Source organism: Sphingobium fluminis (assembly GCF_037723805.1).
Taxonomy (GTDB): Bacteria; Pseudomonadota; Alphaproteobacteria; order Sphingomonadales; family Sphingomonadaceae; genus Sphingobium.
In genome coordinates this window covers 285,067-310,727 of the sequence record NZ_JBBJUK010000002.1, presented here as the reverse complement: position 1 = coordinate 310,727, position 25,661 = coordinate 285,067, and the positions used below count along the sequence as shown (strand labels likewise).

Here is a 25,661-nt window from a genome sequence, read left to right as displayed (position 1 = left end):
CTAATCGACAGGTCTGTTCACAAAGAGGCGCCCATGACGGCAGGCATCGAAGACGGGGACCGCATCCTCGAAGGCTATTGGGATATCGACCGGCTGGTAGCCGATCTTGGTGCGGCGCGCACACGCTGGCGGCAGGAGCAACAGCATCACGCCGAATATGGGGCGGAGGGATTCCCGTCGCGCGCTAACCTCACCAAGATCATGCTGTCGCTCTGCGGGGCGCTGTTCCCGCTGCGCCTCGGCCCCAGCTTCGTGCGGCTGCATAACGAGGACGCCTTCGTGGCGGAAACGCTCCAGACGGTGCTCAGTCGCCTGTACGGTCAGATCCGGCTGGAACTGATCTACGCCCTCAAGGGCGAGCCGGCTACGGTCGTCGATCGCGAAGCCGCCCGCATCATCAGCGGCTTTGCCCAGAGTTTGCCGGCCCTGCGCATATTGCTCGACACCGATGTCGACGCGGCCTTTCTGGGCGATCCCGCCGCGCGCAGCGTCGATGAGGTGCTGATCTGCTATCCGAGCATGCTCGCGATCATCCATCACCGGCTCGCGCACCGGCTGTATGATCTCGGCGCGCCGCTCGTGGCGCGGATCATTTCCGAAATCGCCCATTCGCGCACCGGCATAGACATTCATCCCGGGGCGACCATCGGCCGCAGTTTCTTCATCGATCATGGCACCGGCGTCGTCATCGGCGAAACCGCCATCGTCGGCGATCGGGTGCGGCTGTATCAGGGCGTGACGCTGGGCGCGCGCAGCTTCCCGGCCGACGAGAAGGGTGCGCTCGAAAAGGCGATTCCGCGCCATCCGATCATCGAGGACGATGTCGTCATCTACGCCGGCGCAACCATCCTTGGCCGCATCATCATCGGCAGCCGCTCGGTCATCGGCGGCAATGTCTGGCTGACCGAAAGCCTGCCCGCCGACAGCCAGGTGCGGCAGGCGCGGGCGCATTATGAAGTGACGAGCAGGGCCGAAGCCACTGCGCCCCATCGCGTCCACGCCCTTGTGGCGGATGGCGGCGACGGGATCGCACAGAATATCTAATTTTTTCCTGCGCAGGGAGGATTACCGCCGCGCGCAACTGTCGCCGCTGCCCGCGATCAGGTCGAGACAGCGGCCGTCGATCTCCACCGTGGGCACGGGCAAGCCGATCAACGCGGCGAGGCTCGGCATGATGTCAACCGTCTCCACACCGAGCGGCTGTTCGAAATGCCGCATGCCCCTGCGCCAGAACAGGATTGGCACGCGCCGGTCGACGTCCCATGGACTGCCATGGGTGGCCACGGCCCCCTTGGTTCCATCGGGGATCGACGTCACGCGCGGTTTGAGCAGCAGCAGCAGATCGCCCGAACGCTGTGCGTCGAAGCTCGCACGCGCTTCCTGCAACAAGCTCCAGCTTTCCGGCGGGCCGGACGGGGCTGGCGATGCCGCGATCTCTGCATGCGTGAAAACCACCTGCACCTGCGGATTGGCGCGCAGCAGCTTGAGCGTCTCCGCCTCGACCGTCTTGCGTTGGGCAGGCGTCAGGCCCTTGTCGAAATAAAGATCGCCTGCCGGGCCGTCGCCCCAGATCAGCGTCTTGCCGGCAAGCCCGGTCTTTTCGCCGATGGCCGCGTTCAGCGCCCTGGGGCTGAGCGCCGGGTCGACGCGACTTTCCATCGGCATGGCATTTTGCCGATGCCGCTCGGGCAGGTCATGGCCGCCATGGTCGGCGGTCAGCACGACGACATAGTCGATGCCATCCTTGTCGAGCCGATCGAAGAACGCACCCAGTTCCCGGTCCAGCCGGTCTACCTGAATACAGCTTTCCGCGCCCTCCGTGCCATAGGCATGGCCGATCACGTCCGTAGCCGACAGGCCGATCGAAATGATGTCGGTCTGTGCCTGTCGGCCAAGCCCCATCGCCTCGATCGCGCCGGCTGCCAGCACCAGCGTCATCGCATCTTGCTCGGGCGAGCCACGAAACTTGGCGAAGTCGCCGGCGTCACGCGCAAACCGGCCTGTGCCGACCGTTTTGGCGGCGCTCACGGCGACCGGAAAATCCTTGGCTGCGCATTGCGGCGGCAGTTCGAAACCGGGGTTGGGCTGGCCGAGCCGTTGCGCCAGCGCCTCATTGACCTTCGCGACCAGCGGCGGGGTGGGCACGCCCTTATAGCTCACATAGCCTTTGGGGCTGAGCCACCAGACCTGATCGGCGGTCGGCCCCGCCATCATGATCGCGGCGCGATCCTTGCCGGCGATCGAAACGACGCGCGTCGCCGGATTCGCGATCTTCATGCGCCCGCCCAGTGTCGGCACCTTGAGATGGACCGGCGAGGCGATATAATTATCGCTGGTCGTGCCGGGCTGGTTCTCATCCTCGGCGCAATAGATCGCCTTGTCGGCCCGCGCGGTGGACAGGTCGAACCAGCTATTGGCGATAATCCCGGTGCGCGAGGGGCGACTGCCGGTCAATATGGTCGAATGGCCGGGGCAGGTCTCTGTGGCGGCATGGCTCTGATAACCGCGCGGGAATACGGCTCCTTGCGTCAACCGCTTGAGGCCGCCGCTATAATATTGGCGATATTCGTTGAACAGGTCGCCCGAAAACTGGTCGACCGCGATGGCGACGATCAGCCTGGGCGGTTGTGTGGGGGCAGCAACCGAGGCAGGGGGCGGAGCAGGCTGCGCCATCGCCGGAGCGGCGGTCGCGATCAGCAGGGCGGCGACGCTTTTCTTCATGGGGCTAACACCTTCTCTTGCCTTGACGGGCAGCCCCCCCGGACCTAGCCCGCTGACTTGCACCAAACCAGAGGCCCGATGCGGATTTTTCATGTCCTTCTGATGACATTGGCGCTGATGTTCGCGGCACCCGCCAGCGCGCAGGGCGCATTTGGCGGAGAGTCTCATATCGCCGCGCGGCTGGTTGCGGAAAGCGCCTCCCCCGCGCCGGGTCAGGCGACGACCATCGCCTTTGCCATGACGCCGCAGCGGGGCTGGCATGGCTATTGGGAAAATCCGGGCGATGCGGGCCTTGGCATGACCGTGCATTGGAGGTTGCCCAAGGGGGTCACGGTCGGCGCGCTGCGCTATCCGGTGCCGGAGACGCTGTTGATTTCAGGGCTCATGAATCATGTCTATGAAGGCCCCTATGCCATATTGGCGAGCCTGACCGTCGCGCCGAATGTCATGCCCGGGACCCGCCTGCCAGTGCGCGTAAAGGCTGACTGGCTCGCCTGCACCGACAAGATCTGCGTGCCGCAAAGCGGACAGATGGCGCTCGATCTGGTCGTGGGCCACGGCTTGATCGCACCGGCCGCCCGCGCGCAATTTGATGGCTGGCGCGCGCATCTGCCGCGGCCTTTGGGCGCAGAGGCGCGCTATGCGGTCGCGGGCGGCAAGCTTCGCCTGTCGGTGCCCTTTCCCGCCAGCGCACAGGCGAACGACATCCACCTCTTTCCTCTCGCCGAAGGCCTGACGCGTTACGCCGCGCCGCAGTCGATCCGCCGCGACGGCGACCGCCTGCTGATCGAGACCGAAGCTGGGCAGGGTGGCGGCAGGGACATGGTGCAAGCCGTATTGCGAACCGGCGATCATGTCGGGTTCCTCCTGACGGCGAGACCGGGTGAAGTCGCATCGCCCGCCAACGGGACAATGATTACAGCGCTACTCGCTCTTGGAGGCGCGATACTGGGTGGCCTGCTGCTCAATGTCATGCCCTGCGTCTTTCCGATTCTCGGTCTCAAGCTGCTCAGTCTCGCTCGCACTGGCGGCGACGAACGGGAGGTGCGCCGCGAGGCGCTCGCCTATGGCGCGGGGGTGATCGCGACCTGTCTGGCGCTGGGCGGCCTGCTGCTCGCCTTGCGCGCGGCGGGCGCGGCCGTCGGCTGGGCGTTCCAGTTGCAGGACCCGCGTATCATCCTGACGCTGCTGCTGCTGGTGACCGCCATCGCCTTCAATCTCGCCGGGCTGTTCGAGCTTCCCGCGTTCGGTGGCGGTGGCCGTCTAGCCGCACGCGGTGGCGTGGCGGGCGCATTCTGGACCGGCGCACTGGTCGCGTTCGTGGCGACGCCCTGCACCGGCCCGTTCATGGGCGCGGCCATGGGCGCGGCGCTCGTGCTGCCGGTCGCCGGCGCGCTGGCGGTGTTCGCCGGGCTGGGGCTGGGCCTTGCGCTGCCCTTCATGCTGCTCGCCTATCTCCCGGCGTTACGGACCCGCCTGCCAAGGCCGGGCGCGTGGATGAGCCGCCTTCAGAAGATACTTGCCGTCCCGATGTTGCTGACCGCGCTCGGGCTTGCCTGGTTGCTGGGGCAACAGCGCGGCGTGGCCGGCATGACGATCGGCCTTGGCGCGGCGCTGGGCGTCGCCTTGCTGCTCTGGTGGCTGGGCGGTCGCCAGCGCGCGGGCAAGTGCGGCTGGCCGGCGGTCGGGATTTTGGCGCTCGCCCTGCTGGCGGGGACGATCGCGCTTCTTCCGCACCGCGCACCCGCATCTGCAATCGGCGAAACCACTTCCATCCCCTTCGACGAAGCCCGGCTTGCCGGTCTGCGCGCCGCGAACAAGCCCGTTTTCCTCTACTTCACCGCCGACTGGTGCCTGACCTGCAAGGCGAACGAAGCCGCGGCCATCGACCGCGCCGAAACCCGCGCGGCGTTTGAAAAAGCGGGCGTCACGGTCATGGCCGGCGACTGGACCAACGCCGATCCAGCGATCAGCCGCTTCCTTGAGGCGCAGGGCCGCTCGGGCGTCCCGCTTTACCTCTGGTATGCGCCGGGCAAGGCTGCGCTGACCCTGCCGCAACTCCTCACCCCGGCGACGCTCACGGCGCTGGTGCGCTGATGGCGAAGGCGCGCGCCGACCAGTTGCTCGTCGACCGGGGCCTCGCTGAAAGCCGGGCGCGCGCGCAGGCGCTGATCTTCGCGGGGCTCGTCTATCTTGGCGAACGCAAGATTGACAAGCCGGGGCAGCAGGTCGCCGACGACGCCATGCTCGACGTGCGCGGCCGCGACCATCCGTGGGTGTCGCGCGGTGGTATCAAGCTCGCCCATGCGCTCGATCATTTCGCGCTGGACGTCACCGGCATGGTTGCGATGGATGTCGGCAGTTCTACCGGCGGCTTTACCGACGTGCTGCTGACCAATGGCGCGGTGCGCGTCTATGCGGTGGACAGCGGGACGAACCAGCTCGCCTGGAAACTACGCTCCGACCCGCGCGTCATCGTCCATGAACAGACGAGCGCGCGCATCCTGACCGCCGACCATGTGCCCGAGCCGATCGACATCATCGTTTGCGACGCGAGCTTCATCGCGCTGTCCAAAGTGCTGGAGCGGCCGATGCGCTTCGCCCGGCCCGGCGCCTTGCTGGTCGCGCTCATCAAGCCGCAGTTCGAGGCGGGCCGCGACGAGGTCGGCAAGGGCGGCGTCGTGCGCGACCCCGCCGTCCACGACCGCGTCTGCGCCGATGTGCGGCATTGGGTCGAGGCGGAACATTGGGTGGTGCAAGGCATCGTCTCCAGCCCCATCACCGGGCCACAGGGCAATGTCGAGTTCCTGATCCACGCCCGGCTTGGCGGAAACTGACACGCCATTCGTTTCCCGATTGAGAACAATGTTGCGACACACGCTGCCGCTGCGTCGCTCCTGAAAGGCCCGTCAGCGCGTTCCCATGCGATCTTCCCTCACCATTGCCATCCTGTTTATATCCCTGTCCGGCTGCGGCGCGGGCAAGCCGCAGAAGCCACGCCCGACCGCGCTGGTGGAGGTTGCCCCCCTATCGCGGGCGACCTTCACCGACTCGCTCGATGCGGTCGGTACGGCGCTGGCCAACGAGCAGGTGATATTGTCCGCACCGGTGACGGAGCGGATCACCGCGATCCATTTCGCCGATGGCGGCTATGTCGCGCGGGGGCAGGTGATCGCGACGCTGGCGCAAGGGCAGGAGACGGCGGAACTCGCCGCCGCCAGCGCGCAGGCGATGCAGGCGATGCAGCAGCTAAGCCGCATTCAGGCGCTCAAGACGCGCGGTTTCGCCACCTCCGCCAGCCTGGATCAACAGGTCGCGCTGGCCAGCGCCGCCCGGGCCAATGCGCAGCTTGCCCGCGCCTCGATCGGCGATCGTGTCATCCGTGCGCCCTTTTCGGGCTGGGCGAGCCTGCGCACCGTGTCGGCGGGCACAGTCGTCACGGCTGGCACGCCGATCGCCACGGTCAGCGATATTTCGCGCATAAAGCTGGATTTCACCATCCCCGAGACCCGCCTGTCGGCGATCCGCGAAGGGCAGCCGATCCGGGCCGTGTCCGCCGCCTGGCCGGACAGGCCTTTCCAAGGGACCATCGCCACGATCGACCCGGTGATCGATCCGGCGACGCGTGCCGTCAAGGTTCGCGCCATCCTGCCCAATCCCGATCGAGCGCTAAAACCGGGCATGCTGCTGACCGTCGGCGTCCTGTCGCGCCAGCGGCAGTCGCTCGCCGCACCGGAACTGGCTGTGGTGGGCGACGGCGACAATCGCTTTCTCTATGTCGTGGAAGACCATAAGGCTCGCCGCGTTCCGGTGAAGACCGGCATCCGCCAGAACGGGCTGGTCGAGATACTGGACGGGGTTAAACCCGGTCAGGCGATCGTGACCGAGGGAGTCGTCAAACTCTCGGACGGCGTTCCGGTGCGATTGCCGGGGGAAAAGCCCAAGGGTGGCGAACCGGCCAAAGCGGGCGGCTAGGTCGATGCAGCTTTCCGACCTTTCCGTCCGCCGCCCTGTTTTTTCCGCGGTTATCGCGCTGTTGCTCTGCATCGTCGGGATCATCGGCTATCGCAGCCTGTCGGTGCGCGAATATCCCGATACCGATCCGCCGGTCGTGTCGGTCGAGACGACCTATACCGGCGCTGCGGCGTCGGTGGTCGAAACGCGCATCACCCAGATCCTCGAGGATTCGCTCGCCGGCATCCAGGGCATCCAAACGATCACCTCGACGTCGCAGGATGGCACGTCCGATATCAATGTTGAATTCAATTCCTCGCGGGATATCGATTCGGCCGCGAATGATGTGCGTGACCGGGTTGGCGCTGCGATACAGGACTTGCCCGAAGACGCGCTCGCCCCCGAGATCCGCAAGGTCGATGCCGACGCCCGGCCCATCCTGTTCATTTCCTTCGCTCACCCCCGGTGGACGCCGATCCAGATCACCGATTATCTCGACCGGAATGTGAATGACCGTTTTTCCGCGATCGATGGCGTCGCGCGCGTATTCATGGCTGGCGAAGCGCGCTCATCGACGCGCATCTGGCTGGACTCCGGCAAACTCGCCGCGTTCGGGCTCACGCCGGCCGACATCGAAAATGCTCTGCGGGCGCAGAATGTCGAACTGCCCGCCGGCCGTTTCGAATCGAAAGACCAGAATCAGACGTTGCGCGTCGATCGATCCTTTTCGACGCCCGACCAGTTCGCGCAACTTGTCGTGGCGCGCGGCGCCGGCGGCTATCAGGTCAAGCTTGGCGATGTGGCGCGGATCGAGCAAGGCGCGGAAAATCCCTATTCCGCCTTTCGCGCCAACGGCGGCACATCTATCGGCCTCGGCATCATCCGCCAGTCCGGGGCCAATACGCTCGAGGTCGCAGATCGCGCGAAGGCGCTCGTCAAGCAGCTGGAGCCGACCCTGCCGCCCGGCATGAAGGCGCGGATCGGAACGGACGATTCGCTGTTCATCAGCCGCGCCATCGACAATGTGTACGACACGCTGGTGGAAGCGGCGCTGCTCGTCATCCTCGTCATCTTTCTGTTTCTGGGATCGGTGCGGGCGACGCTGGTGCCCGCCGTCACGGTGCCGATCTGCCTGCTCGCGACCTGCGCGGTGATGTGGATGCTGGGCCTGTCGATCAATCTCCTGACCCTCCTCGCCTTCGTGCTGGCGATCGGACTGGTCGTCGATGACGCCATCGTCGTACTCGAAAATGTCTATCATCGGGTGGAGCAGGGCGATGATCCGCTGGTCGCCGCTTATCTTGGCACGCGGCAGGTCGGCTTCGCGATCATCTCGACCACGCTGGTGGTCTGCGCCGTTTTCGTGCCCGTGATGTTCCTTGCGGGCCAGACCGGCCTGTTGTTCCGCGAATTGGCGATCGCGATGATCGCGGCGATCGCCTTTTCCGGTTTCATATCGCTCAGCCTCGCGCCGATGCTCTGTTCCAAGCTGCTCAGGAACGCCGAACGTGGCCGGCTGTCGCGTTGGGTGGACGATCGCTTCAAAAGTGTGGAAGCAGCCTATGCGCGCAGCCTCGACCGCGTTCTGCTCCGGCCGCTGCGCCCGCTGCTGGCTGTCCTGTTATTCCTCGGGCTGGCCGCCGCAGCCTTCGTCATCCTGCCGAACGAACTGGCGCCGGCCGAAGATACCGGCGTCGTCGACGGACAGATCAGCGCGCCCGAAGGCACGGGCTTTGCCCGCATGCTAGTCTATTTGAAGCGGCTCGAACATGATCTGGAGCCCCTGCGCAAGGATGGTTCGGTGCGGGTGCTGATCGCCCGCGCCCCCGGCGGCTTTGGCACGACCGATGATTTCAACAGCGGCAACGTCATTGCCTTTCTCCAGCCCTGGGAAGACCGCTCGATCACCACAGCGCAAGTCGCCGATGCGATCAACAAGATCATCGCCGACCAGCCCGGCGTGCGCGGCAACGCCGCGCCGCGATCGGGACTTGGACGGGGCAGGGGGCTACCTGTCAATCTCGTGCTTGCCGGCTCCACCTATGAAGGGCTGGTCGCCGCGCGAGATCGGATAATATCTGCCGCCGCTGCCAATCCCGGCCTCATCAACGTCGATAGCGATTATAAGGAAACCAAGCCGCAAATGCGGATCGAGGTGAACCAGCAGCGCGCGGGCGATCTTGGCGTCTCGGTCAACGATGTCAGCCAGGCGTTGCAGAGCCTGCTCGGCTCCAGGCGGGTGACAACCTATGTCGATCGCGGCGAGGAATATCGCGTGCTGGTGCAAGCGGAAGACAGCGAGCGTCGGACGCTGGCCGATCTTGAACGCATCCAGGTGCGTACCCGGACCGGCGAACTGGTGCCGCTATCGGCAGTTGTCACCGTGCGCGAGGTCGCGGGGCCGCGCCAGCTCAACCGTTTCAACAAACTGCGCGCGATCACGCTGACCGCCGCGCTTGCGCCTGGCTATTCGCTCGGCGAAGCGCTGACCTATCTGGAAGGGCTGGCACGGCAGTCGCCCGAAGTGCTGGCGATCGGCTATCGCGGCGAAAGCCAGTCGTTGCGCGAAACGGGCGGATCGATCTGGCTGGTTTTTGCGCTCACGATCCTGCTCGTCTATCTGTTGCTCGCCGCCCAGTTCGAAAGCTTCATCCATCCCGGCGTCATCATCGCCACCGTGCCGCTGGCCGTTGCTGGTGGCGTCATTGGGCTGGCGATCACGGCGGGGACCATCAATCTCTACAGCCAGATCGGCATCGTCATGCTCGTCGGGCTGGCGGCTAAGAACGGCATCCTGATCGTCGAATTCGCCAACCAGTTGCGCGACGAGGGGCTGGAGGTCGCGCACGCCATTCGCCAGGCCGCCCAGCGCCGGTTACGCCCGATCCTCATGACCTCGATAGCGACGGTGATCGGCGCCGTGCCGCTCGTCGTGCGGGGCGGCGCTGGCGCGGCATCGCGTCACAGTATCGGCGTCGTTATCGTGTTCGGCGTTTCACTCGCGACGCTCATCACCCTGTTCCTGATCCCGATTCTTTATTCGCGGGTTGCGGGGCGCACAGTTTCCCCGCAAACCGTGGGGCGCCGGCTGGATTCGGGGCTCGGGAATTCGCCCAACGCCGCCGAATAAAGCTGTCAGGGAGCAGCGTTACGGATGAACGAAATCGCGTCACCGGGGCAATTGCGCTTGGCCTATCTGCGCTGGGCGTTGTTCACCATCCCCATCCTGGTATTCCTTGGCTTCCTGTCGGGCCGTTTCGCCAACAGCGGCTATGAAAATCGCTGGTTCGCGGCACTGGAAAAGCCCGCTTTGATGCCCCCCGGCTGGCTGTTCGGCGTGGCCTGGACGATCCTGTATATATTGATGGCGCTTGCCTTCGCGATGGTCCTGCACGCGCGCGGCGCGCGGGGTCGGGGCTTCGCGATCACGCTGTTCCTGGGGCAGTTCCTGCTTAATCTCCTTTGGTCACCCCTTTTCTTCCGCGCGCATCAGGTCGGCACCGCGCTGATGCTGATCCTCGTGCTGATTGTCATGGTCGCGATGACGGCGGTCCTGTTCTGGCGGGTGCGCAAGGGAGCGGGGCTCCTGCTATTGCCTTACCTTGCCTGGCTCGCTTTCGCTTCCTACCTCAATTATGAGATCGGCCGGCTCAATCCCGACGCCGCGACCCTTGTGGCGCCCGCTCTGCGGACCCAGATATAGGCTATAGCGCCGGGCGGCGCGTAAAGAGGAAATGACCCATGCAGAGCGAGAACCGTATTTTCGATGATCTAGCCAAGCTGGTGAATGGCGCGGCCGGCACGGTCGCAGGCATGACGCGCGAGTTCGAGAGCAATGCGCGCGAAAAGGCGAAGGAATGGATCGGCGGCGCGGATTTCGTGTCGCGCGAGGAGTTCGACGCGGTCAAAACGCTGGCGGCGGGCGCGCGCGAGGAAGTGGAATTGCTCAAGGCGCGGATCGATGCGCTCGAGGGCCGCACTACCGAAGTCGTGACCAAGACCGTGCGCGGCAAGGGCAAGGATTCTGTAGCGGAATAGCCTGTTGAGGCGGCCCGGTCTTCCTGCCTGTCCTTTCCGATTTCGCGGTGCTAAGGCGCGCGGATGATGGACAGCGACGAATTTGAACATTCGGGACAGGAAGCCGCGCCGATCGACATGCTGGCGGCCTATTTCGAAGCGCATGACTGGACCTTCGATCAGGTCGGCGAGGACGAGATCGTTGCCAATACGCAAGGATCCTGGGCGCAATATGAGTTGCGCGGCATCTGGCGCGACGAGGATCAGGTGCTGCAACTGCTGGCGCTGCCCGACATCCGGGTCAGCGACGAAAAGCGTGCCGCGATCTACGAGACGCTGGGCCTGATCAACGAGCAGCTTTGGCTCGGCCATTTCGAACTATGGTCGTCGAGTGGGATCATCCTTTTCCGCCACGGCGCGCTGCTGGGGCCGGGCGGCACGCTGACGCTCGATCAGGCGCAACTGCTGGTGGAAACGGCGATCGACGAATGCGAGCGCTTCTATCCGGTCTTCCAGTTCGTCCTGTGGGGGGGGAAAAGCCCGTCCGAAGCGATCTCCGCCAGCCTCATCGAAACGCGCGGCGAAGCCTGAGCCGCTATCCGATGACAATCGACTGGCCTTCCCATCTGTTTCTCGTAGGCTGCGGCAATATGGCGGGGCAGATGCTGTCCCGCTGGCTTGCCTGCGGCCTTGATCCCGCGCGGGTCATGGTGCTGCGTCCAAGCGGCCGTGCCGTGGCGGACGGCGTTATGGTCGTCACCGACTATCCCGCCGCGCTTCCCGCCGGCACGGTGATCCTGCTTGGCATGAAGCCCTATCAGATTGGCGAGGTGGCGCAGGCGCTTGGCCCCCACTGTCGCGCCGATACGCCGATCCTTTCGATCCTCGCCGGCACCCCGCTCGCCGAACTTCGCGCGCGCTTTCCGATGGTGTATGATATCGTGCGGGCCATGCCGAACCTGCCGGTCGGGATCGGTCAGGGCGTCACGGCGCTGCACGTCGATGCGCTGACATCGGCGGAGGCGAAGAGCATGGCGCAAAGTCTGATTGCACCGCTCGGCCTTGTCGAATGGATCGCAGACGAGGCGCTGTTCAATGCGGTCACGGCGCTGTCGGGCTGCGGCCCCGCCTTTCTCTTCCGATTCGTCGATGCGCTGTCGCGCGCGGCGCAGGCGATCGGTATCCCGGCCGATCAGGCGGCGCGGATGGCGCTGGGCACGGTGCAGGGGGCCGCCACCATGGCCGCCCGCGCGTCGGACAGTCCGGCGACGCTCGCCGATCAGGTCGCCAGCCCTGGCGGCATGACGCGCAAGGGACTGGATATACTCGACGCCGACGACCGGCTGCTGCATCTGTTGACCGATACGCTCGTCGCGGCGAAGGCGCGGGGCGAGGCCATGGCGCGCGGCGAATAATCTCCACGGGATATCCCCATTCTTCCTCGATCATTTGAGGCTCGCTCATGCTTGACCCCGACCGACCCGTCCTCATCCTGACCACCGGCGGCACGATCGACAAAGTCTATTTCGACGCTTTGTCCGACTATCAAGTCGGCGAAACGGTGATGGCGAAATTGCTGGAGGTCGCCCGCGTCAAGCGCCCCTTCCGCATCGAGGAAGTCGTGCGCAAGGACAGTCTGGAGCTTACGGAGGCCGACCGCGATACGCTGCGCGAGCGCGTGCTGGCCGCGCCGGAACATCATATCGTCATCACGCATGGCACCGATACCATAACGGACACCGCTAAACGCCTCACCGACATCATCGGCAAGACAATCGTGCTGGTCGGCGCGCTCGCACCCGCGCGCTTTGGCGAGAGCGACGCCAGCTTCAACCTCGGCATGGCCTTCGCGACGGCACAGGTCGCCGCGCCCGGCGTCTATATCACCATGAGCGGATCGGTGTTCCGTGCCGATCAGGTCGTCAAGGATCGCGAAAAGGGCGCTTTCGTTCCTATCCCGCGCTGATCAGGCCCGCTCTCGTCAGGCCGCTCTCGTCAGGCAAGGTCCTTCATGTCTGGCATATCCGCTGTAACGATCCGGCCACGAACCGCCCGGCGGCTGGCCAGCCCCATCATCAGGAAACCCGCGACCGACGCGATGATGTTCGCCACCGCCGCGCCTATCGTGCCGTAAATCGGCAGCAGCGCTGCCTGCATGCCGAGCAGCAAAGCGGTCGAAACAAAGGTCAGCCGCAATGACAGTCCCGACCTGTCGGTCGCCATCAGCAGCGGGCGATAACTTACCCCGACCAAGTCGATGCATGCGGATATACCGAGCAGCAGCAGCAGCGGGTAGGCGGGCAGGAACGCCTTGCCGGCGATCAGCCCCAGCAGCGGATGACCGATCGAGAGGATCAGCGCGATGATGACCGCACCGGCGATCATCGCCAGCCGGTTGGTTCGGACGAACAATGTCCGCAGCGCTTCGGCACCCTGGCTCGCATGGGTGCGGGTCAACTCGACGAAGATGCTGCGCGAGAGCAAGGTCGAAATCTTGGTGAGCGACTGGGCAAGCTGGTTGGCGAGGCGATACAGTCCCGCGCCGACAGGCCCCACGAAGAGCCCGACGATCAGGACGGCGACCTGCTGGCCCATGGACGACAAGGTGGTCTGGAGGTTGGTCGCGGTCAAAAAGCCGACGATGCCGGGGTTTTCCCGTCGCGCGTCCAGCGTCCGACCGGCCCGCCAGTGACCGATCCGCCCGCGCCCGATGCGCAGCGCCAATCCCCAATAGGTCGCGGCGCACAGCAGTTCGGCCGCCGCCCAGCTGATAAGAAAGCCGGTGATGGTGGGGAGGAACGCCAGCGCCAGCGCCGCGCCGATCATCCGGCCGACCGGCACCATGGTTTCGGCGATCGCGGCCGAATCGAAGCGATCCAGCAGGCGCAGCACGCCGGTGGGGCTCGACCGGATCGTCACCATCATCACGATGCAGAACAGCCAGGCCTGCAAGCCCATGCCGGGCGCCAGCTCCAGCAATCCGCCGAACAGCAGCACGATCCCCCCCGCCACCACGCCGCCGACGAGCGCCGAGGCGAGATCGATCAGGATGCAGAAACGCAGCACCCGGTTGAGCGCATCGCCATTCCCGGCCGCCAGATGCGGCTGGCCGTAACGCACGACGATCTGCCAGCTGTCGAAGCTGACCAGCGTCCTGATGACCTGCGCCGCGCTCAGCACCAGCGCGAAGCGGCCATAATCGGCGACCCCCAGCGTTCGCGTAACGATGGCGAGATAGGCAAGGCTCAGCACCGCGCCGACGCCCTTGCCGCCCAGCAGCCAGCCGGTATTGGCAAGGATGCGGGCGAACCCCTCCTGCGCACCGCCCGATCCGCGCTTCTTTTTCACTGCTCCAGCCGGCCTTTCGATCGCGCCCGTGCGACGCGCGCCTATCTAGGACGGGCAGCGACGGAGGGCAAATGGCCAAATCGGCTGTCAAGCAGCCCGCTTCCAAAACGGGCAAAAGCGCGATAGGGCCGGGTCATGAGCATCAGTAAAGCCATCATCCTGTCCGCCGGGCAAGGATCGCGCCTTCTGCCACTGACCCGCGACGTGCCCAAATGCATGATCGACTTCAACGGGCGCACCCTCATCAGCTGGCAGGTCGCGGCGCTTGCGGCCAACGGTGTGACCGACATCGTCGTCGTCACCGGCTTTCGGACCGAGCGGGTGGAAGATCATGCGCTCCAGCTTTATCGCGACACCGGCGCGCGGATCAGGACGCTGTTCAACCCCTTCTTTCAGGTCGCGGATAATCTGGGCACCTGCTGGATCGCGCGGGAAGAGATGGATCGCGACTTCATCATCCTCAACGGCGACACCATCGTCTCTCAGGAAATCGTGGCCAGGCTGATCGCGGGGGCGCAGGATGCGATCACCGTCACGGTCGACGTCAAGAGCGGCGAGTATGACGATGACGATATGAAGGTCAGCCGCGACGAAAGCGGCCGCCTTCACGCCATCGGCAAGCGGCTGTTGCCGCCTGACACCAACGCCGAATCGATCGGTATGCTCGCCTTTACCGGTGAAGGCCCGGCGATCTTCCGCGGCCAGATCGATCAGATGATGCGCACGCCCGAGGGGGTCGAGCGCTGGTATCTGCGCGCCATCGACCTGATCGCCAAGGGCAACCGGGTCGGCACGGTCTCGATCGAGGGCATGGAGTGGCAGGAGGTAGACTTCCCGCAGGATGTCGAAGCCGCGACGGCGCTTACCGCGCGCTGGGTCGCCGAAGGCCGCTACGCGAAATAGGGCTTGAGCCAGCCGCCAAGCGCAGCGATCTGCGCCTCGTCGAGCTTCACTGCCTTTCCGAGATCGGGCTGCGCTGGCCAGCCGGCATCGCCGATGGTGAGGCCGTGTGCGCTGCGCTCCCCCTCATAGCGGGGGATGACGTGGAAATGGACATGCGGGTCCACCATCATCAACATGATATAGTTGATCTTCGCATAATCGACAGCGCCCGACAGCGCGGCCTCGATCGCCGCCGTCACCGTCTTCAACTCCGCATGCGCCTCCGCCGGCAGATCGCCGAAGGCGGTCGCATCCGATCGCGCCGCCAGCACCAGCGATCCCAAAGTCGGCTGCGCGGGGCGCAGCAACACAACCCAATGGTCGAATGTCGCGATCAGCGTCGCTGGATAACCGAATTTGCGGATCGTAGCGTTCATCAAGCGGTCTCCAGCCAGCTTCTGATCGGCTCCCCCTGTGCGCGGGCGATATAGGCCTGTACCAATTGGACGCCATGGACCAGCAGCGAGATCGCGGTCCACCAGGCCACCGCGATCAGTCCGGTATCGGGCCGTCCAAACAGCAGCGCGACGAACAGGATCACCATATTGGGATTGCGGCGCGCCGTGATCAGCCGGAACCATGTGTCGAACCGCCGCCACACATGGATATGCATGCCAAAGGCGCGCATGAAAATACCCTCGATCACGCGTTGCAGCACATAGCCGCCCAGGATCACCGCCATCACCAGCCAGAAGCTGTCAGCATCGAGCGCCAGCCCCCAGGCCGACAGACCGATGCCCCAGGCATACCACCAGAAGGGCGGGTGGACGAGGTCGATGCCATGGTCGAAGAAATCACCCCATTTCGACGACGTGATCGTGCAGCGCGCCAGCTTCCCGTCGACCGTATCGAGCACCATGAAGATGAACCCCGCCAGAAACCCGGTCCAGTAGAGCCCCTGCGCGAACAACAGGGTCGCCGCCACGCAGCACAGCGCGCCGATCGCCGTCACCATATTGGGTGTCATGCCGATTCGCGCTGCGCCGCGCGTCAGCACGAAGGCGAGTTCGGGCCACAGATATTTGGTCAACAGGTCGGTCACGCCCTTATAGGCGCCGAAATAGCTGCGCCGTTCGATCGCCGGGCGGCTTTGCCGCGTCAGTCTCTGCGCGAACGGGGTTTCCAGCTTGCGCAACTGCGGATTGTAGATCAGGCGACCGTCCGACAGTTCGATGGCGTCAACGATGCGATCCTCATCGCCCGCCCGAACCTGCCCCACCAGCAGTTCGCCGTCCAGGGTGAAGGCCGTTCCCGGCGTCTTGAGCGCTTCGCGGAGCAGCAGCGGATCGAACACATGCTCCAGGCTGATCGCCAGGACATGGCCGTCGGCCAGCCGGTCGCCCCGGCCGGCCGCTTCTTTTATCATGCGCCGATAGCGTTCGGCCGTCGACATGCCCCAGATACGCGTGTCGCATGCGCCCAGCAGCGCGACCGGGCCGATGGGGGTGGAAAGATGCTGGGAAGAAAGACTGGTCATCATGCATCCGTAAGGGGGCCATGGCGCAAAGGAAAGACGGGTCGCCGACTTTAGGGGAAGGGGACGGACGTCAAGCAATTCAGGCGAGCGGCCGTTCCTGCCGCAATGTCGCCACCCATTGCGCGAGGCAGTGTTCGATCGCCCAATGCCGAGCGCCTGCCGACTGACCGGACCGGGGCCGCCGCTTGTCCAGCTCGGTGGTGATCGCGGCTGCGAGGCTGGCGGCATCGTCTATCTCGGCCAAGGTCCCATAGGGGCCGCGCAGCACGACCTCCCTGTTTCCGGTCGGACAATCCGTGACCGCGAGGGGCAGGCCGCACGCAAGCGCTTCGATGAGCGCGTTGCTCGCGCCCTCCCAGCGCGATCCGCTGACGAACAGGTCGCAGCGCGCCAGGAAAGCGAACGGATTGTCCCGATATCCGGCGAAACTCACCCGGTCGGCGACGCCCAGCCGCGCCGCCTGTTTGTAGAGCGTTCGCACCTCGCGGTGGGTGCCGGCGCCGATGATGATGAGCCGCGCGCCCGTCTCGACCGGCAGTAGCGCAAGGGCGTCGATGATCGTATCGAAACCCTTTTGGTGCGTGATCCGGCCCATGGCGGCCAGGACGGGCCCGCCGGGTTGCTGAAAATAGGGGTGATCGCAGGGCGCGGCGGCCAGCCGGTCGATCCGATCGAGGTCGACGCCATTGGGAATCACCGCGATCCGGCATTTCAGCCGCGCCGCCTGCAGTTCGTCGGCCAGCTCCTGCGATACGGCGACGACGAAGTCGCGGCTGCCGAACTTCAGTCGGATCTCGCGATGGATTGCCTGCCGGGATCGGCCGGCGCGCTGGCTCGAATTGCTGGCGCGCGCGCCGCACAGCATCTGCCTTCGGCGGCCGCTCAGCCAGCTGCTTATCCGGCTGGGCAGCAGCAGATGGTTGCCGCCGCACAGGAACAGGCTGGGCCGGCGCCGGCGGATCGCGACAGCCAGACCGACGATGTTGGCGATCAGGTCGACGGCGCGCCATCTTAGCCTCAGGCCCGAGCCGGTTTCGATCACGGGTAGCCCCTGAGGAACGCGATCGCGCAAGGGCCCCTGGGCACGAACGACCCATAATTCCACCGGAACGCCCGCATTTTGCAGTGCAATCGCGATCTCGATCGATTTCGCGACCGTTCCGCTGGCCCGGAAATCATAATTGGCAATGGCGATCATGGCCGGTTTTTGAACGATATGCGAACAGATGGATGGGGCATCGGGGGCCCTATTAGCGACGCCAGCCGCCGCCGGCAAAGCCCTTTAGCAGGGCGACGCAGCGAGGAATCATGAAAAAGGTGACATATTGGTCTTTTCGTGAGGGCTTCCTTTGGCTATCGCGCGCCTATCAGACGAGGGAAGCGACAAGATGGCCGAATTTTCTCTGCCCAAGAACAGCAAGATCACCGGTAAGGGCGTCAACCACCCCGCGCCCTCGGGCGCGACGCGCGTGCGCAATTTCAAGGTCTATCGCTACGATCCGGATTCCGGGCAGAACCCGCGTTACGATTCGTACGAGATCGACCTCGACAGCTGCGGCCCGATGGTTCTGGACGCGTTGATCAAGATAAAGAATGAATATGATCCGACGCTGACCTTCCGCCGTTCCTGCCGGGAGGGGATTTGCGGTTCCTGCTCGATGAACATGAACGGCCGCAACGGCTTGGCCTGCACCACCGCGATCGAGGAATGTTCGGGCAAGGATGTCCGCATCACGCCGCTGCCGCATATGGACGTGATCAAGGATCTGGTGCCCGACTTCACCCATTTCTATGCGCAATATAATTCGATCCAGCCCTGGCTGAAGACCGTATCGCCGCCGCCGTCGGGCAAGGAGCGGTTGCAATCGCCCGCCGAACGCGAAAAACTCGACGGCCTTTATGAGTGCATCCTGTGCGCCTGCTGCTCGACCAGTTGCCCATCCTACTGGTGGAACTCGGACAAATTCCTGGGGCCGGCGATCCTGCTCCAGGCCTATCGCTGGCTGGCGGACAGCCGCGATGAATATACCGGCGAGCGCCTTGACGAGCTGGAAGATCCGTTCCGTCTCTATCGCTGTCACACCATCATGAACTGCGCCAATGTATGCCCCAAGGGACTTTCGCCCGCCAAGGCGATCGCCGAGACCAAGAAGATGATGGTAGAGCGGCAGCTCTGACACCGGTGGAGCGCGAGAAAGCAAGGGCGGAACGCGTCACAAAGGGGCCGCGTGCCGGGTGGCTGATATGGGTCGAACCCGTGGCGGACACCTTCCTTGCGCTGCTGGGGCCAGTCTATTCGCGGCCCGATGGCGAAAGGCGGGCAATCGTGGAACTGGAGCCGCGACCCGAACATCGTAACCGTGCGGGCGCGCTGCATGGCGGTTTCATCGCGGGCTTTGCCGATCACGCCCTTTTTTCAGGGCTGGTGGCGATGGGCCACGAAGCGATGACGGATTCCGTCACGGTCGATCTTTCGATCCAATATATGGCGGCCGGCAGCTTCGGCGAGCCGCTGCGGGCGGAGGTCGAACTGATCGCCGAAACCGGGCGGCTGCTGTTCATGCGCATGACGCTGGTCCAGGCGGGCCGGCCCGTCGCGGCGGCCGCCGGTACGTTGCGCAAACCGTCTCGCGCGCGATGAGCCATGTGATCGACCGCTATCGTGCGCTGGTGGCGGCGGGCGAATTGAGGGCTGACCCCGATCAGGAAGCAGGGGCGGCGCGATTAGATTTGTTGCAACGCGAATTGGAAGCGGTGCCAGCGCGCGGCTCGACCCTGTGGAAATTGTTGCGCAAGGTGCCCGACGCGCCGAGGGGCCTTTATATGTGGGGCGGGGTCGGCCGCGGCAAATCGATGCTGATGGACCTCTTCTTCGACTCGGTTCAGATTGCGCGCAAAAAGCGCGCGCACTTCCACGAATTCATGCTCGACGTGCACGCCCGGCTGGCCGAAGCGCGAAAATCGGAAACCGGCGATCCCATCCCGCCGGTGGTCGATTCGCTGGCCGACGAGGCCCGGCTCTTCTGTTTCGACGAGATGGTCGTCAATAATATGGCGGATGCCGCGATCATGTCGCGTCTCTTCACCGGGTTGCTGGAGCGGCGCGTGACGATCGTGACCACGTCGAACCGCGCGCCGGACGAACTCTATAAAAACGGCCTCAACCGCCAGCTTTTCCTGCCCTTCATCGAACTGATCAAGGTCAAGCTCGACGTGATGACACTGGACGGGCCGATCGATTACAGGCGCGACCGGCTCGGCGACGCCGCTCTGTGGCATGCCCCCAATGGGCCGGTCGCCACGGCGGCGCTCAGCGCGGCCTTTTTCCGCCTCACCGACCATGCGGTCGAAGATCGCGCGAAAGTGCCGGCGGAGGATATTCCGGTGCAGGGCGGGCGCAGCCTGCATGTGCCCAAGAGCCTCAAGGGCGTTGCGGTATTCTCCTTCAAGCGGCTGTGCGCCGAGGCGCGGGGCGCCCCAGATTATCTGGCGATCGCGAGGCGGTTTCATACCATCATCCTGGTCGGCATACCGGTGCTGGGGCCGGAAAAGCGCAACGAGGCGGCACGCTTCGTGACGCTCATCGACGCGCTCTACGAATATAAGGTCAAGCTGCTGGCTTCGGCCGACGCCGACCCAGCGCGTCTTTATCCCACCGGCGATGGCGCGTTCGAATTTGAGCGCACGGTCTCACGTCTGATGGAAATGCAGTCGGACGCCTATCTGGTGCTGGGACATGGTCCCAAATAGTGGACCGAAATGATGTAAGACGGGACATGACTGCCGTCATTTTCACGATATTATGCGCGAAATAGCCCGGATGCTTTCACCCTTATGGTGAAAGCATCCGGCAGGGTGCCGCTGCGGGAAGCGATGCGTCAGGGTAAGGGCGCATGGCGACAGGGCTGATTCGATCATTAATGCAATTGCGAATGATGTGCAAAGATAATTGGCGAAGAGGCGTTTTGGGCGGTTGAAACCTTTTCCATATCGGCCTAAGCGGTCGGGCAATTCCAAAATCCGCCTGGAGGATGACTGCATATGGCCCGTAAGAAGATCGCGCTCATCGGCGCTGGTAATATCGGCGGCACGCTCGCGCATCTCGCGGCGCTGAAGGGCCTCGGCGATATCGTGCTGTTCGATGTCGTGGAAGGCGTTCCCCAGGGCAAGGCGCTCGACCTGTCGCAATGCGGCCCGGTCGAAGGGTTCGACAGCAAGATCACCGGCACCAACGATTATGCCGACATTGCCGGCGCGGATGTCATCATCGTCACCGCCGGCGTTGCCCGCAAGCCCGGCATGAGCCGCGACGATCTGCTCGGCATCAACCTCAAGGTCATGAAGGCCGTTGGAGAGGGCATTAAGAACAATGCCCCCGACGCCTTCGTCATCTGCATCACCAACCCGCTCGACGCGATGGTGTGGGCGCTGCGCGAATTTTCGGGCCTCCCGCACAACAAGGTCGTCGGCATGGCCGGCGTGCTGGACTCGGCGCGCTTCAGCCATTTCATCGCCGAGGAATTCGACGTTTCGGTCAAGGACGTGAACACGTTCGTGCTGGGCGGCCATGGCGACACGATGGTCCCGGTCGTGCAATATTCGACCGTTTCGGGCATCCCCGTTCCCGACCTGATCGAGCAGGGCCGTTCCACCAAGGAGCGCATCGACGCCATCGTCGCGCGCACCCGTTCGGGCGGCGGCGAGATCGTCGGCCTGCTCAAGACCGGATCCGCCTACTACGCGCCTGCCACCAGCGGCATAGCGATGGCCGAAGCCTATCTGTACGACAAGAAGCGCCTTCTGCCCTGCGCCGCCTATGTCGAGGGCAAATATGGCCTCGATGGCCTTTATGTCGGCGTGCCCGTCATCATCGGCAAGGACGGCGTCGAACAGATCGTCGAGATCAAGCTGGACGAGGAAGCCAAGGGCAATCTTCAGGTGTCGGTCGACGCTGTGAAGGAGCTGCTGGAAGCCTGCAAGGCGATCGACGAAACGCTGAAATAAGAAGGATGAACCACCCCGGCGCAGGCTGGGGCCCAGTCGGGATGACGCCCGTGATGGAAAGCCAGGCTTTCGTCTGCATCATGGCAAGTCGGCGCAACGGGACGATATTCTCGGCTCGGCGATCGACCTCCCGAAACGGGTCTGGGAACATCGCAACAGCGTCGTTCCAGGGTTCACGAAGCGATATGGCTGTCATCTTCTCGTCTGGTGCGAGGTGCATGACAGTTGGGAAGCCGCCCGTCTTCGCGAGCGGCAGATGAAGGAATGGAGCGCGCCTGGAAGCTGCGGGAGATTGAGGGAGGAAGCCCCGGATGGGCGGACCTCTACGAGCGGATTGCGCGACCATGATCGGGTTCGAAACTGGGCCCCGGCCTTCGCCGGGGTGGAATTTGAAGGGATAGAGGCGGTCAATGAGCATCCTCATTAACAAGAACACCAAGGTCATCACTCAGGGGATGACCGGCGCCACGGGCACTTTCCACACCGAACAGGCGCTGGCCTATGGCACGCAGATGGTCGGCGGCGTGACGCCCGGCAAGGGCGGATCGACCCATATCGGCCTGCCCAATTTCGACACCGTCGCCGAAGCCAAGCATGCGACCGGTGCGACCGCTTCGGTCATCTATGTGCCGCCACCATTCGCGGCCGATTCGATCCTGGAAGCGATCGACGCCGAAATCGAACTGATCGTCTGCATCACCGAAGGCATTCCGGTGCTGGACATGGTGAAGGTGAAGCGCGCATTGTCTGGCAGCAAGTCGCGCCTGATCGGTCCGAACTGCCCCGGCGTCCTGACGCCCAATGAATGCAAGATCGGCATCATGCCCGGCAGCATTTTCAAGCAGGGCAGCGTCGGCGTCGTGTCGCGCTCGGGCACGCTGACCTATGAAGCGGTGTTCCAGACCAGCAACGCGGGCCTTGGCCAGACCACGGCCGTCGGCATCGGCGGCGATCCGGTCAACGGCACCAACTTCATCGACGTGCTCGAACTGTTCCTTGCCGACGAGGCGACCCAGTCGATCATCATGATCGGCGAAATCGGCGGGGACGCCGAGGAGCAGGCCGCCCAGTTCCTGATCGACGAGGCCAAGAAGGGCCGCAAGAAGCCCATGGCCGGCTTCATCGCCGGTCGCACGGCGCCTCCGGGTCGTCGCATGGGTCATGCCGGCGCGATCGTGTCGGGCGGCAAGGGCGACGCGGAAAGCAAGATCGCGGCGATGGAAGCGGCCGGCATCAAGGTCGCCGCCAGCCCGTCGGAACTCGGCACGACCCTGCTGGACGTGCTCAAGGGCTAAAAGGCCCCGATAAGGCGGCCGGGCTTCACCCTGGCCGCCTCTTTTCCCGCCCCGGACTGCGCGGGGCACGGATGGGATGCGAAAAGACATGGGTTACGAGAATCAGGACTTTCCTCTGCCATCGGGCGAGGCCGAACAGGGGCCTAGCTGGGCGAAGTCCAACTGGCCGCCGATCGACACCGACGATCTGACCGGCGCGCTCGATCCCATGCAGATGCAGGTTGCGGTCAAGGCCGCTGCCAAGGCGCAGGGCAAGCCCGCCTCCGACGCCGATGTCGCACAGGCGGCCGAAGACGCCATCCGCGCGCAATTGCTGATCCGCACCTATCGTGTGCGCGGGCATCTGGCCGCCAATCTCGACCCGCTCGGTCTCTCCGCGCGCAAGCTGCCTGCCGATCTGACGCCCGAATATCATGGCCTGACCAACCTCGACAAGAAAGTGTTCCTGGGCGGTACGCTGGGCCTGGACTATGCGACGGTGCGCGAGATCGTCGCCATCCTCCAGGCCAATTATTGCGGCAATGTCGGCCTTGAATATATGCACATCGCCGATGTCGAGGAACGCGTGTTCCTGCAGGACCGGCTGGAGGGCAAGGACAAGGAAATCCAGTTCACGCCCGAAGGCAAGAAGGCGATCCTTTCCAAGGTGATCCAGGCCGAGCAGTACGAAAAATTCTTGGGCCGCAAATATGTCGGCACCAAGCGCTTCGGCCTCGACGGCGGCGAGTCCATGATCCCCGCGCTCGAAGCGATCATCAAATATGGCGGCGCGCTCAATGTGCGCGAGATCGTGTTCGGCATGGCGCATCGCGGTCGCCTCAACGTGCTCGCCAATGTGATGGCCAAGGGCTTTCGCGTCATCTTCCACGAATTTTCGGGTGGCACCGCCAACCCCGAAGATGTCGGCGGATCGGGCGACGTCAAATATCATCTTGGCACCAGCACTGACCGCGAATTCGACGGCATCAAGGTGCATATGAGCCTCGTCCCGAACCCGTCGCATCTCGAAACCGTCGATCCGGTTGTGCTCGGCAAGGTGCGCGCGCAACAGGTGTTCCGCGACGATCTGGTGAAGCATGAGCAGGTCCTGCCCGTCCTGATTCACGGCGATGCGGCGTTCGCCGGGCAGGGGATCGTGTGGGAATGCCTCGGCTTCTCGGGGATTCGCGGCTATAATACCGGCGGCTGCATCCACTTCATCGTCAACAACCAGGTGGGCTTCACCACCAGCCCGCAATTCGCGCGCTCCTCGCCTTATCCTAGCGATGTCGCCAAGGGCGTGCAGGCGCCGATCCTGCATGTGAACGGCGACGACCCGGAAGCCGTGACCTTCGCCTGCAAGCTGGCGATCGAATATCGCCAGACCTTCCACCGCGACATCGTGATCGACATGTGGTGCTATCGCCGCTTCGGTCATAATGAAGGCGACGAGCCCAGCTTCACCCAGCCGCTGATGTACGCGAAGATCCGCCAGCATCCGCCGGTCAGCGACGTCTATTCCGCACGACTGAAGGCGCAAGGCGTGGTGGACGATGATTTCGTCGCCAAGGCGACCGGCGACTTCGTCAATCATCTGGAGGATGAGTTCGAGGCGGCGAAAAGCTACAAGGCCAACAAGGCCGACTGGTTCGCCGGCCGCTGGTCGGGCCTGCACAAGCCCGCCGACGCAGAGACCACGCGCCAGAGCGTCGAATCCGCGATCAGCGCCAAATTGTTCGACAGCCTGGGCAAAACGCTGACCACGGTGCCCGAGGGCGTCAACATCCACAAGACGTTGCGCCGCGTGCTCGACGCCAAGGCGGAGATGTTCAAGACCGGCGTCAATTTCGACTGGGCGACCGGCGAGGCGCTGGCCTTCGGCTCACTGCTGTCCGAAGGCTATGGCGTGCGGCTGTCGGGCCAGGATTCGGGCCGCGGTACTTTCAGCCAACGCCATTCGGTCTGGGTCGATCAGGATTCGGAGAATAAATATATCCCGCTTTCCACCGTGCCCCATGGCCGCTTCGAGGTGCTGGACAGCCCCTTGAGTGAATATGGCGTACTTGGCTTCGAATATGGCTATGCGCTGGCGGACCCCAAAAGCCTGGTGCTGTGGGAAGCCCAGTTCGGCGATTTCGCCAATGGCGCGCAGATCATCTTCGACCAGTATATCGCGTCGTCGGAAAGCAAATGGCTGCGCGCGAACGGCCTCGTATGCCTGTTGCCGCACGGCTATGAAGGGCAGGGGCCGGAACATAGTTCGGCGCGCCTCGAACGCTTCCTTCAGCTGTGCGCTGAAGGGAATATCCAGGTCGCCAACTGTACGACGCCTGCCAATTATTTCCACATCCTGCGCCGCCAGATGCTGCGTCCGTTCCGCAAGCCGCTCATCATGATGACGCCCAAGTCGCTGCTGCGGCACAAGCTGGCCGTCAGCAAGACCGAGGACTTTCTGGGCGACAGCCATTTCATGCGCATCCTGTCGGACACCAATCCGGCCCCGGATGCGGACACGAAGCGGCTGGTGCTGTGTTCCGGCAAGGTCGCCTATGACCTGATCGAGGCGCGGGACGCGGCCAGCGATCAGGGCATCCAGATCGTGCGAATCGAACAACTCTACCCCTTCCCGACCGATGCGCTTGCCGCCCGCATCCGGCGGATGCCGAAGCTTGAGGAAGTGGTGTGGTGTCAGGAAGAGCCGCGCAATAATGGCGGCTGGTTCCACGTCGAACCCTATATCGAAGAGGCGCTTGGCCTTGCCGACAAGGCGCCGATGCGCGCCCGTTACGCGGGCCGCAAGGCGTCGGCATCGCCCGCCACCGGCCTTGCCAAACGCCACGTCGCCGAACAGGGCGCACTCGTCGCCGATGCGCTGGGTCACAGCGTCCGTGAAGAAATCCGTCGCCAGAAGAAAGGCTGAACCA

The 25,661-nt window shown here is 64.3% G+C and carries 23 protein-coding genes; 18 read left to right on the top strand and 5 right to left on the bottom strand.

Features of this window, described 5'->3' with window-relative positions; translation table 11 throughout:
• Positions 1–33 precede the first annotated feature (33 nt).
• The gene (gene epsC / locus WG907_RS07605) at positions 34–1,044 is read left to right on the top strand and encodes a serine O-acetyltransferase EpsC (RefSeq protein ID WP_340232151.1); all 1,011 of its coding nucleotides are present in this window, start codon (positions 34–36) and stop codon (positions 1,042–1,044) included.
• Positions 1,045–1,065: 21 nt separating this feature from the next.
• Here epsC and WG907_RS07600 read toward each other — a convergent pair whose 3' ends face one another.
• Positions 1,066–2,721 carry an alkaline phosphatase family protein gene (locus tag WG907_RS07600; protein WP_340232150.1) on the bottom strand — a complete coding sequence of 552 codons (1,656 nt, stop codon included), beginning with the start codon at positions 2,719–2,721 and terminating at the stop codon, positions 1,066–1,068.
• Between the two features lie 78 nt (positions 2,722–2,799).
• On the opposite strand from WG907_RS07600, the gene WG907_RS07595 reads away from it, so the two are divergent.
• The 9 genes from WG907_RS07595 (at position 2,800) to WG907_RS07555 (ending at position 12,658) form a co-directional block, all read left to right on the top strand.
• Positions 2,800–4,818, top strand: coding sequence for a protein-disulfide reductase DsbD family protein (locus tag WG907_RS07595; protein ID WP_340232148.1), 2,019 nt, complete (start codon positions 2,800–2,802; stop codon positions 4,816–4,818).
• Positions 4,818–5,558, top strand: a complete 741-nt coding sequence (locus WG907_RS07590) for a TlyA family RNA methyltransferase (protein WP_340232146.1) — start codon at positions 4,818–4,820, stop codon at positions 5,556–5,558. Before WG907_RS07595 ends, WG907_RS07590 begins: the two co-directional genes overlap by 1 nt.
• A gap of 85 nt (positions 5,559–5,643) precedes the next feature.
• Positions 5,644–6,696 carry an efflux RND transporter periplasmic adaptor subunit gene (locus WG907_RS07585; protein WP_340232144.1) on the top strand — a complete coding sequence of 351 codons (1,053 nt, stop codon included), beginning with the start codon at positions 5,644–5,646 and terminating at the stop codon, positions 6,694–6,696.
• A gap of 4 nt (positions 6,697–6,700) precedes the next feature.
• Positions 6,701–9,805, top strand: a complete 3,105-nt coding sequence (locus WG907_RS07580) for an efflux RND transporter permease subunit (RefSeq protein WP_340232142.1) — start codon at positions 6,701–6,703, stop codon at positions 9,803–9,805.
• 24 nt (positions 9,806–9,829) lie between these two features.
• Positions 9,830–10,378, top strand: coding sequence for a TspO/MBR family protein (locus WG907_RS07575; RefSeq protein ID WP_340232141.1), 549 nt, complete (start codon positions 9,830–9,832; stop codon positions 10,376–10,378).
• Positions 10,379–10,416: 38 nt separating this feature from the next.
• Positions 10,417–10,713, top strand: coding sequence for an accessory factor UbiK family protein (locus tag WG907_RS07570; RefSeq protein ID WP_340232139.1), 297 nt, complete (start codon positions 10,417–10,419; stop codon positions 10,711–10,713).
• Between the two features lie 63 nt (positions 10,714–10,776).
• Positions 10,777–11,283, top strand: coding sequence for a type III secretion system chaperone family protein (locus WG907_RS07565; protein WP_340232138.1), 507 nt, complete (start codon positions 10,777–10,779; stop codon positions 11,281–11,283).
• Positions 11,284–11,294: 11 nt separating this feature from the next.
• Positions 11,295–12,107: a pyrroline-5-carboxylate reductase family protein gene (locus WG907_RS07560; protein ID WP_340232137.1), complete on the top strand. Its 813-nt coding sequence runs from the start codon at positions 11,295–11,297 to the stop codon at positions 12,105–12,107.
• A 47-nt stretch (positions 12,108–12,154) separates the two neighbouring features.
• On the top strand, positions 12,155–12,658 hold the full coding sequence (locus tag WG907_RS07555; RefSeq protein ID WP_340232136.1) for an asparaginase domain-containing protein: 504 nt from the start codon (positions 12,155–12,157) through the stop codon (positions 12,656–12,658).
• A gap of 29 nt (positions 12,659–12,687) precedes the next feature.
• Here WG907_RS07555 and WG907_RS07550 read toward each other — a convergent pair whose 3' ends face one another.
• Positions 12,688–14,040, bottom strand: a complete 1,353-nt coding sequence (locus WG907_RS07550) for a lipopolysaccharide biosynthesis protein (RefSeq protein WP_340232135.1) — start codon at positions 14,038–14,040, stop codon at positions 12,688–12,690.
• Positions 14,041–14,175: 135 nt separating this feature from the next.
• Here WG907_RS07550 and WG907_RS07545 point away from each other — a divergent pair, with 135 nt between their 5' ends.
• Positions 14,176–14,943: a phosphocholine cytidylyltransferase family protein gene (locus tag WG907_RS07545; protein WP_340232134.1), complete on the top strand. Its 768-nt coding sequence runs from the start codon at positions 14,176–14,178 to the stop codon at positions 14,941–14,943.
• On the opposite strand, the gene WG907_RS07540 is transcribed toward WG907_RS07545, so the two are convergent.
• From WG907_RS07540 to WG907_RS07530, 3 genes are all read right to left on the bottom strand, one after another.
• A complete protein-coding gene (locus WG907_RS07540; RefSeq protein WP_340232133.1) occupies positions 14,931–15,359 on the bottom strand; it encodes an HIT family protein in 429 nt (142 codons plus the stop codon). The genes WG907_RS07545 and WG907_RS07540 overlap by 13 nt on opposite strands.
• Positions 15,359–16,459 carry a CDP-alcohol phosphatidyltransferase family protein gene (locus WG907_RS07535; RefSeq protein WP_340232132.1) on the bottom strand — a complete coding sequence of 367 codons (1,101 nt, stop codon included), beginning with the start codon at positions 16,457–16,459 and terminating at the stop codon, positions 15,359–15,361. Before WG907_RS07535 ends, WG907_RS07540 begins: the two co-directional genes overlap by 1 nt.
• A gap of 79 nt (positions 16,460–16,538) precedes the next feature.
• Positions 16,539–17,657 carry a glycosyltransferase gene (locus WG907_RS07530; protein ID WP_340232131.1) on the bottom strand — a complete coding sequence of 373 codons (1,119 nt, stop codon included), beginning with the start codon at positions 17,655–17,657 and terminating at the stop codon, positions 16,539–16,541.
• A gap of 190 nt (positions 17,658–17,847) precedes the next feature.
• Here WG907_RS07530 and WG907_RS07525 point away from each other — a divergent pair, with 190 nt between their 5' ends.
• From WG907_RS07525 to WG907_RS07495, 7 genes are all read left to right on the top strand, one after another.
• Complete coding sequence (locus tag WG907_RS07525) at positions 17,848–18,636, top strand: succinate dehydrogenase iron-sulfur subunit (RefSeq protein ID WP_340232130.1); 789 nt, start codon at positions 17,848–17,850, stop codon at positions 18,634–18,636.
• A gap of 80 nt (positions 18,637–18,716) precedes the next feature.
• Positions 18,717–19,100 (top strand): PaaI family thioesterase, encoded by a 384-nt coding sequence (locus WG907_RS07520; RefSeq protein WP_340232129.1) that lies wholly within the window; start codon positions 18,717–18,719, stop codon positions 19,098–19,100.
• Positions 19,097–20,209 (top strand): cell division protein ZapE, encoded by a 1,113-nt coding sequence (zapE, locus tag WG907_RS07515; RefSeq protein WP_340232128.1) that lies wholly within the window; start codon positions 19,097–19,099, stop codon positions 20,207–20,209. Before WG907_RS07520 ends, zapE begins: the two co-directional genes overlap by 4 nt.
• A 291-nt stretch (positions 20,210–20,500) precedes the next feature.
• Positions 20,501–21,463, top strand: coding sequence for a malate dehydrogenase (mdh, locus tag WG907_RS07510; protein ID WP_340232126.1), 963 nt, complete (start codon positions 20,501–20,503; stop codon positions 21,461–21,463).
• Between the two features lie 25 nt (positions 21,464–21,488).
• Positions 21,489–21,890 (top strand): GIY-YIG nuclease family protein, encoded by a 402-nt coding sequence (locus tag WG907_RS07505; protein ID WP_445326792.1) that lies wholly within the window; start codon positions 21,489–21,491, stop codon positions 21,888–21,890.
• The gene (gene sucD, locus WG907_RS07500; RefSeq protein ID WP_340232125.1) at positions 21,874–22,758 is read left to right on the top strand and encodes a succinate--CoA ligase subunit alpha; all 885 of its coding nucleotides are present in this window, start codon (positions 21,874–21,876) and stop codon (positions 22,756–22,758) included. Before WG907_RS07505 ends, sucD begins: the two co-directional genes overlap by 17 nt.
• An 88-nt stretch (positions 22,759–22,846) precedes the next feature.
• The gene (locus WG907_RS07495) at positions 22,847–25,657 is read left to right on the top strand and encodes a 2-oxoglutarate dehydrogenase E1 component (protein ID WP_340232124.1); all 2,811 of its coding nucleotides are present in this window, start codon (positions 22,847–22,849) and stop codon (positions 25,655–25,657) included.
• Positions 25,658–25,661: the final 4 nt, after the last annotated feature.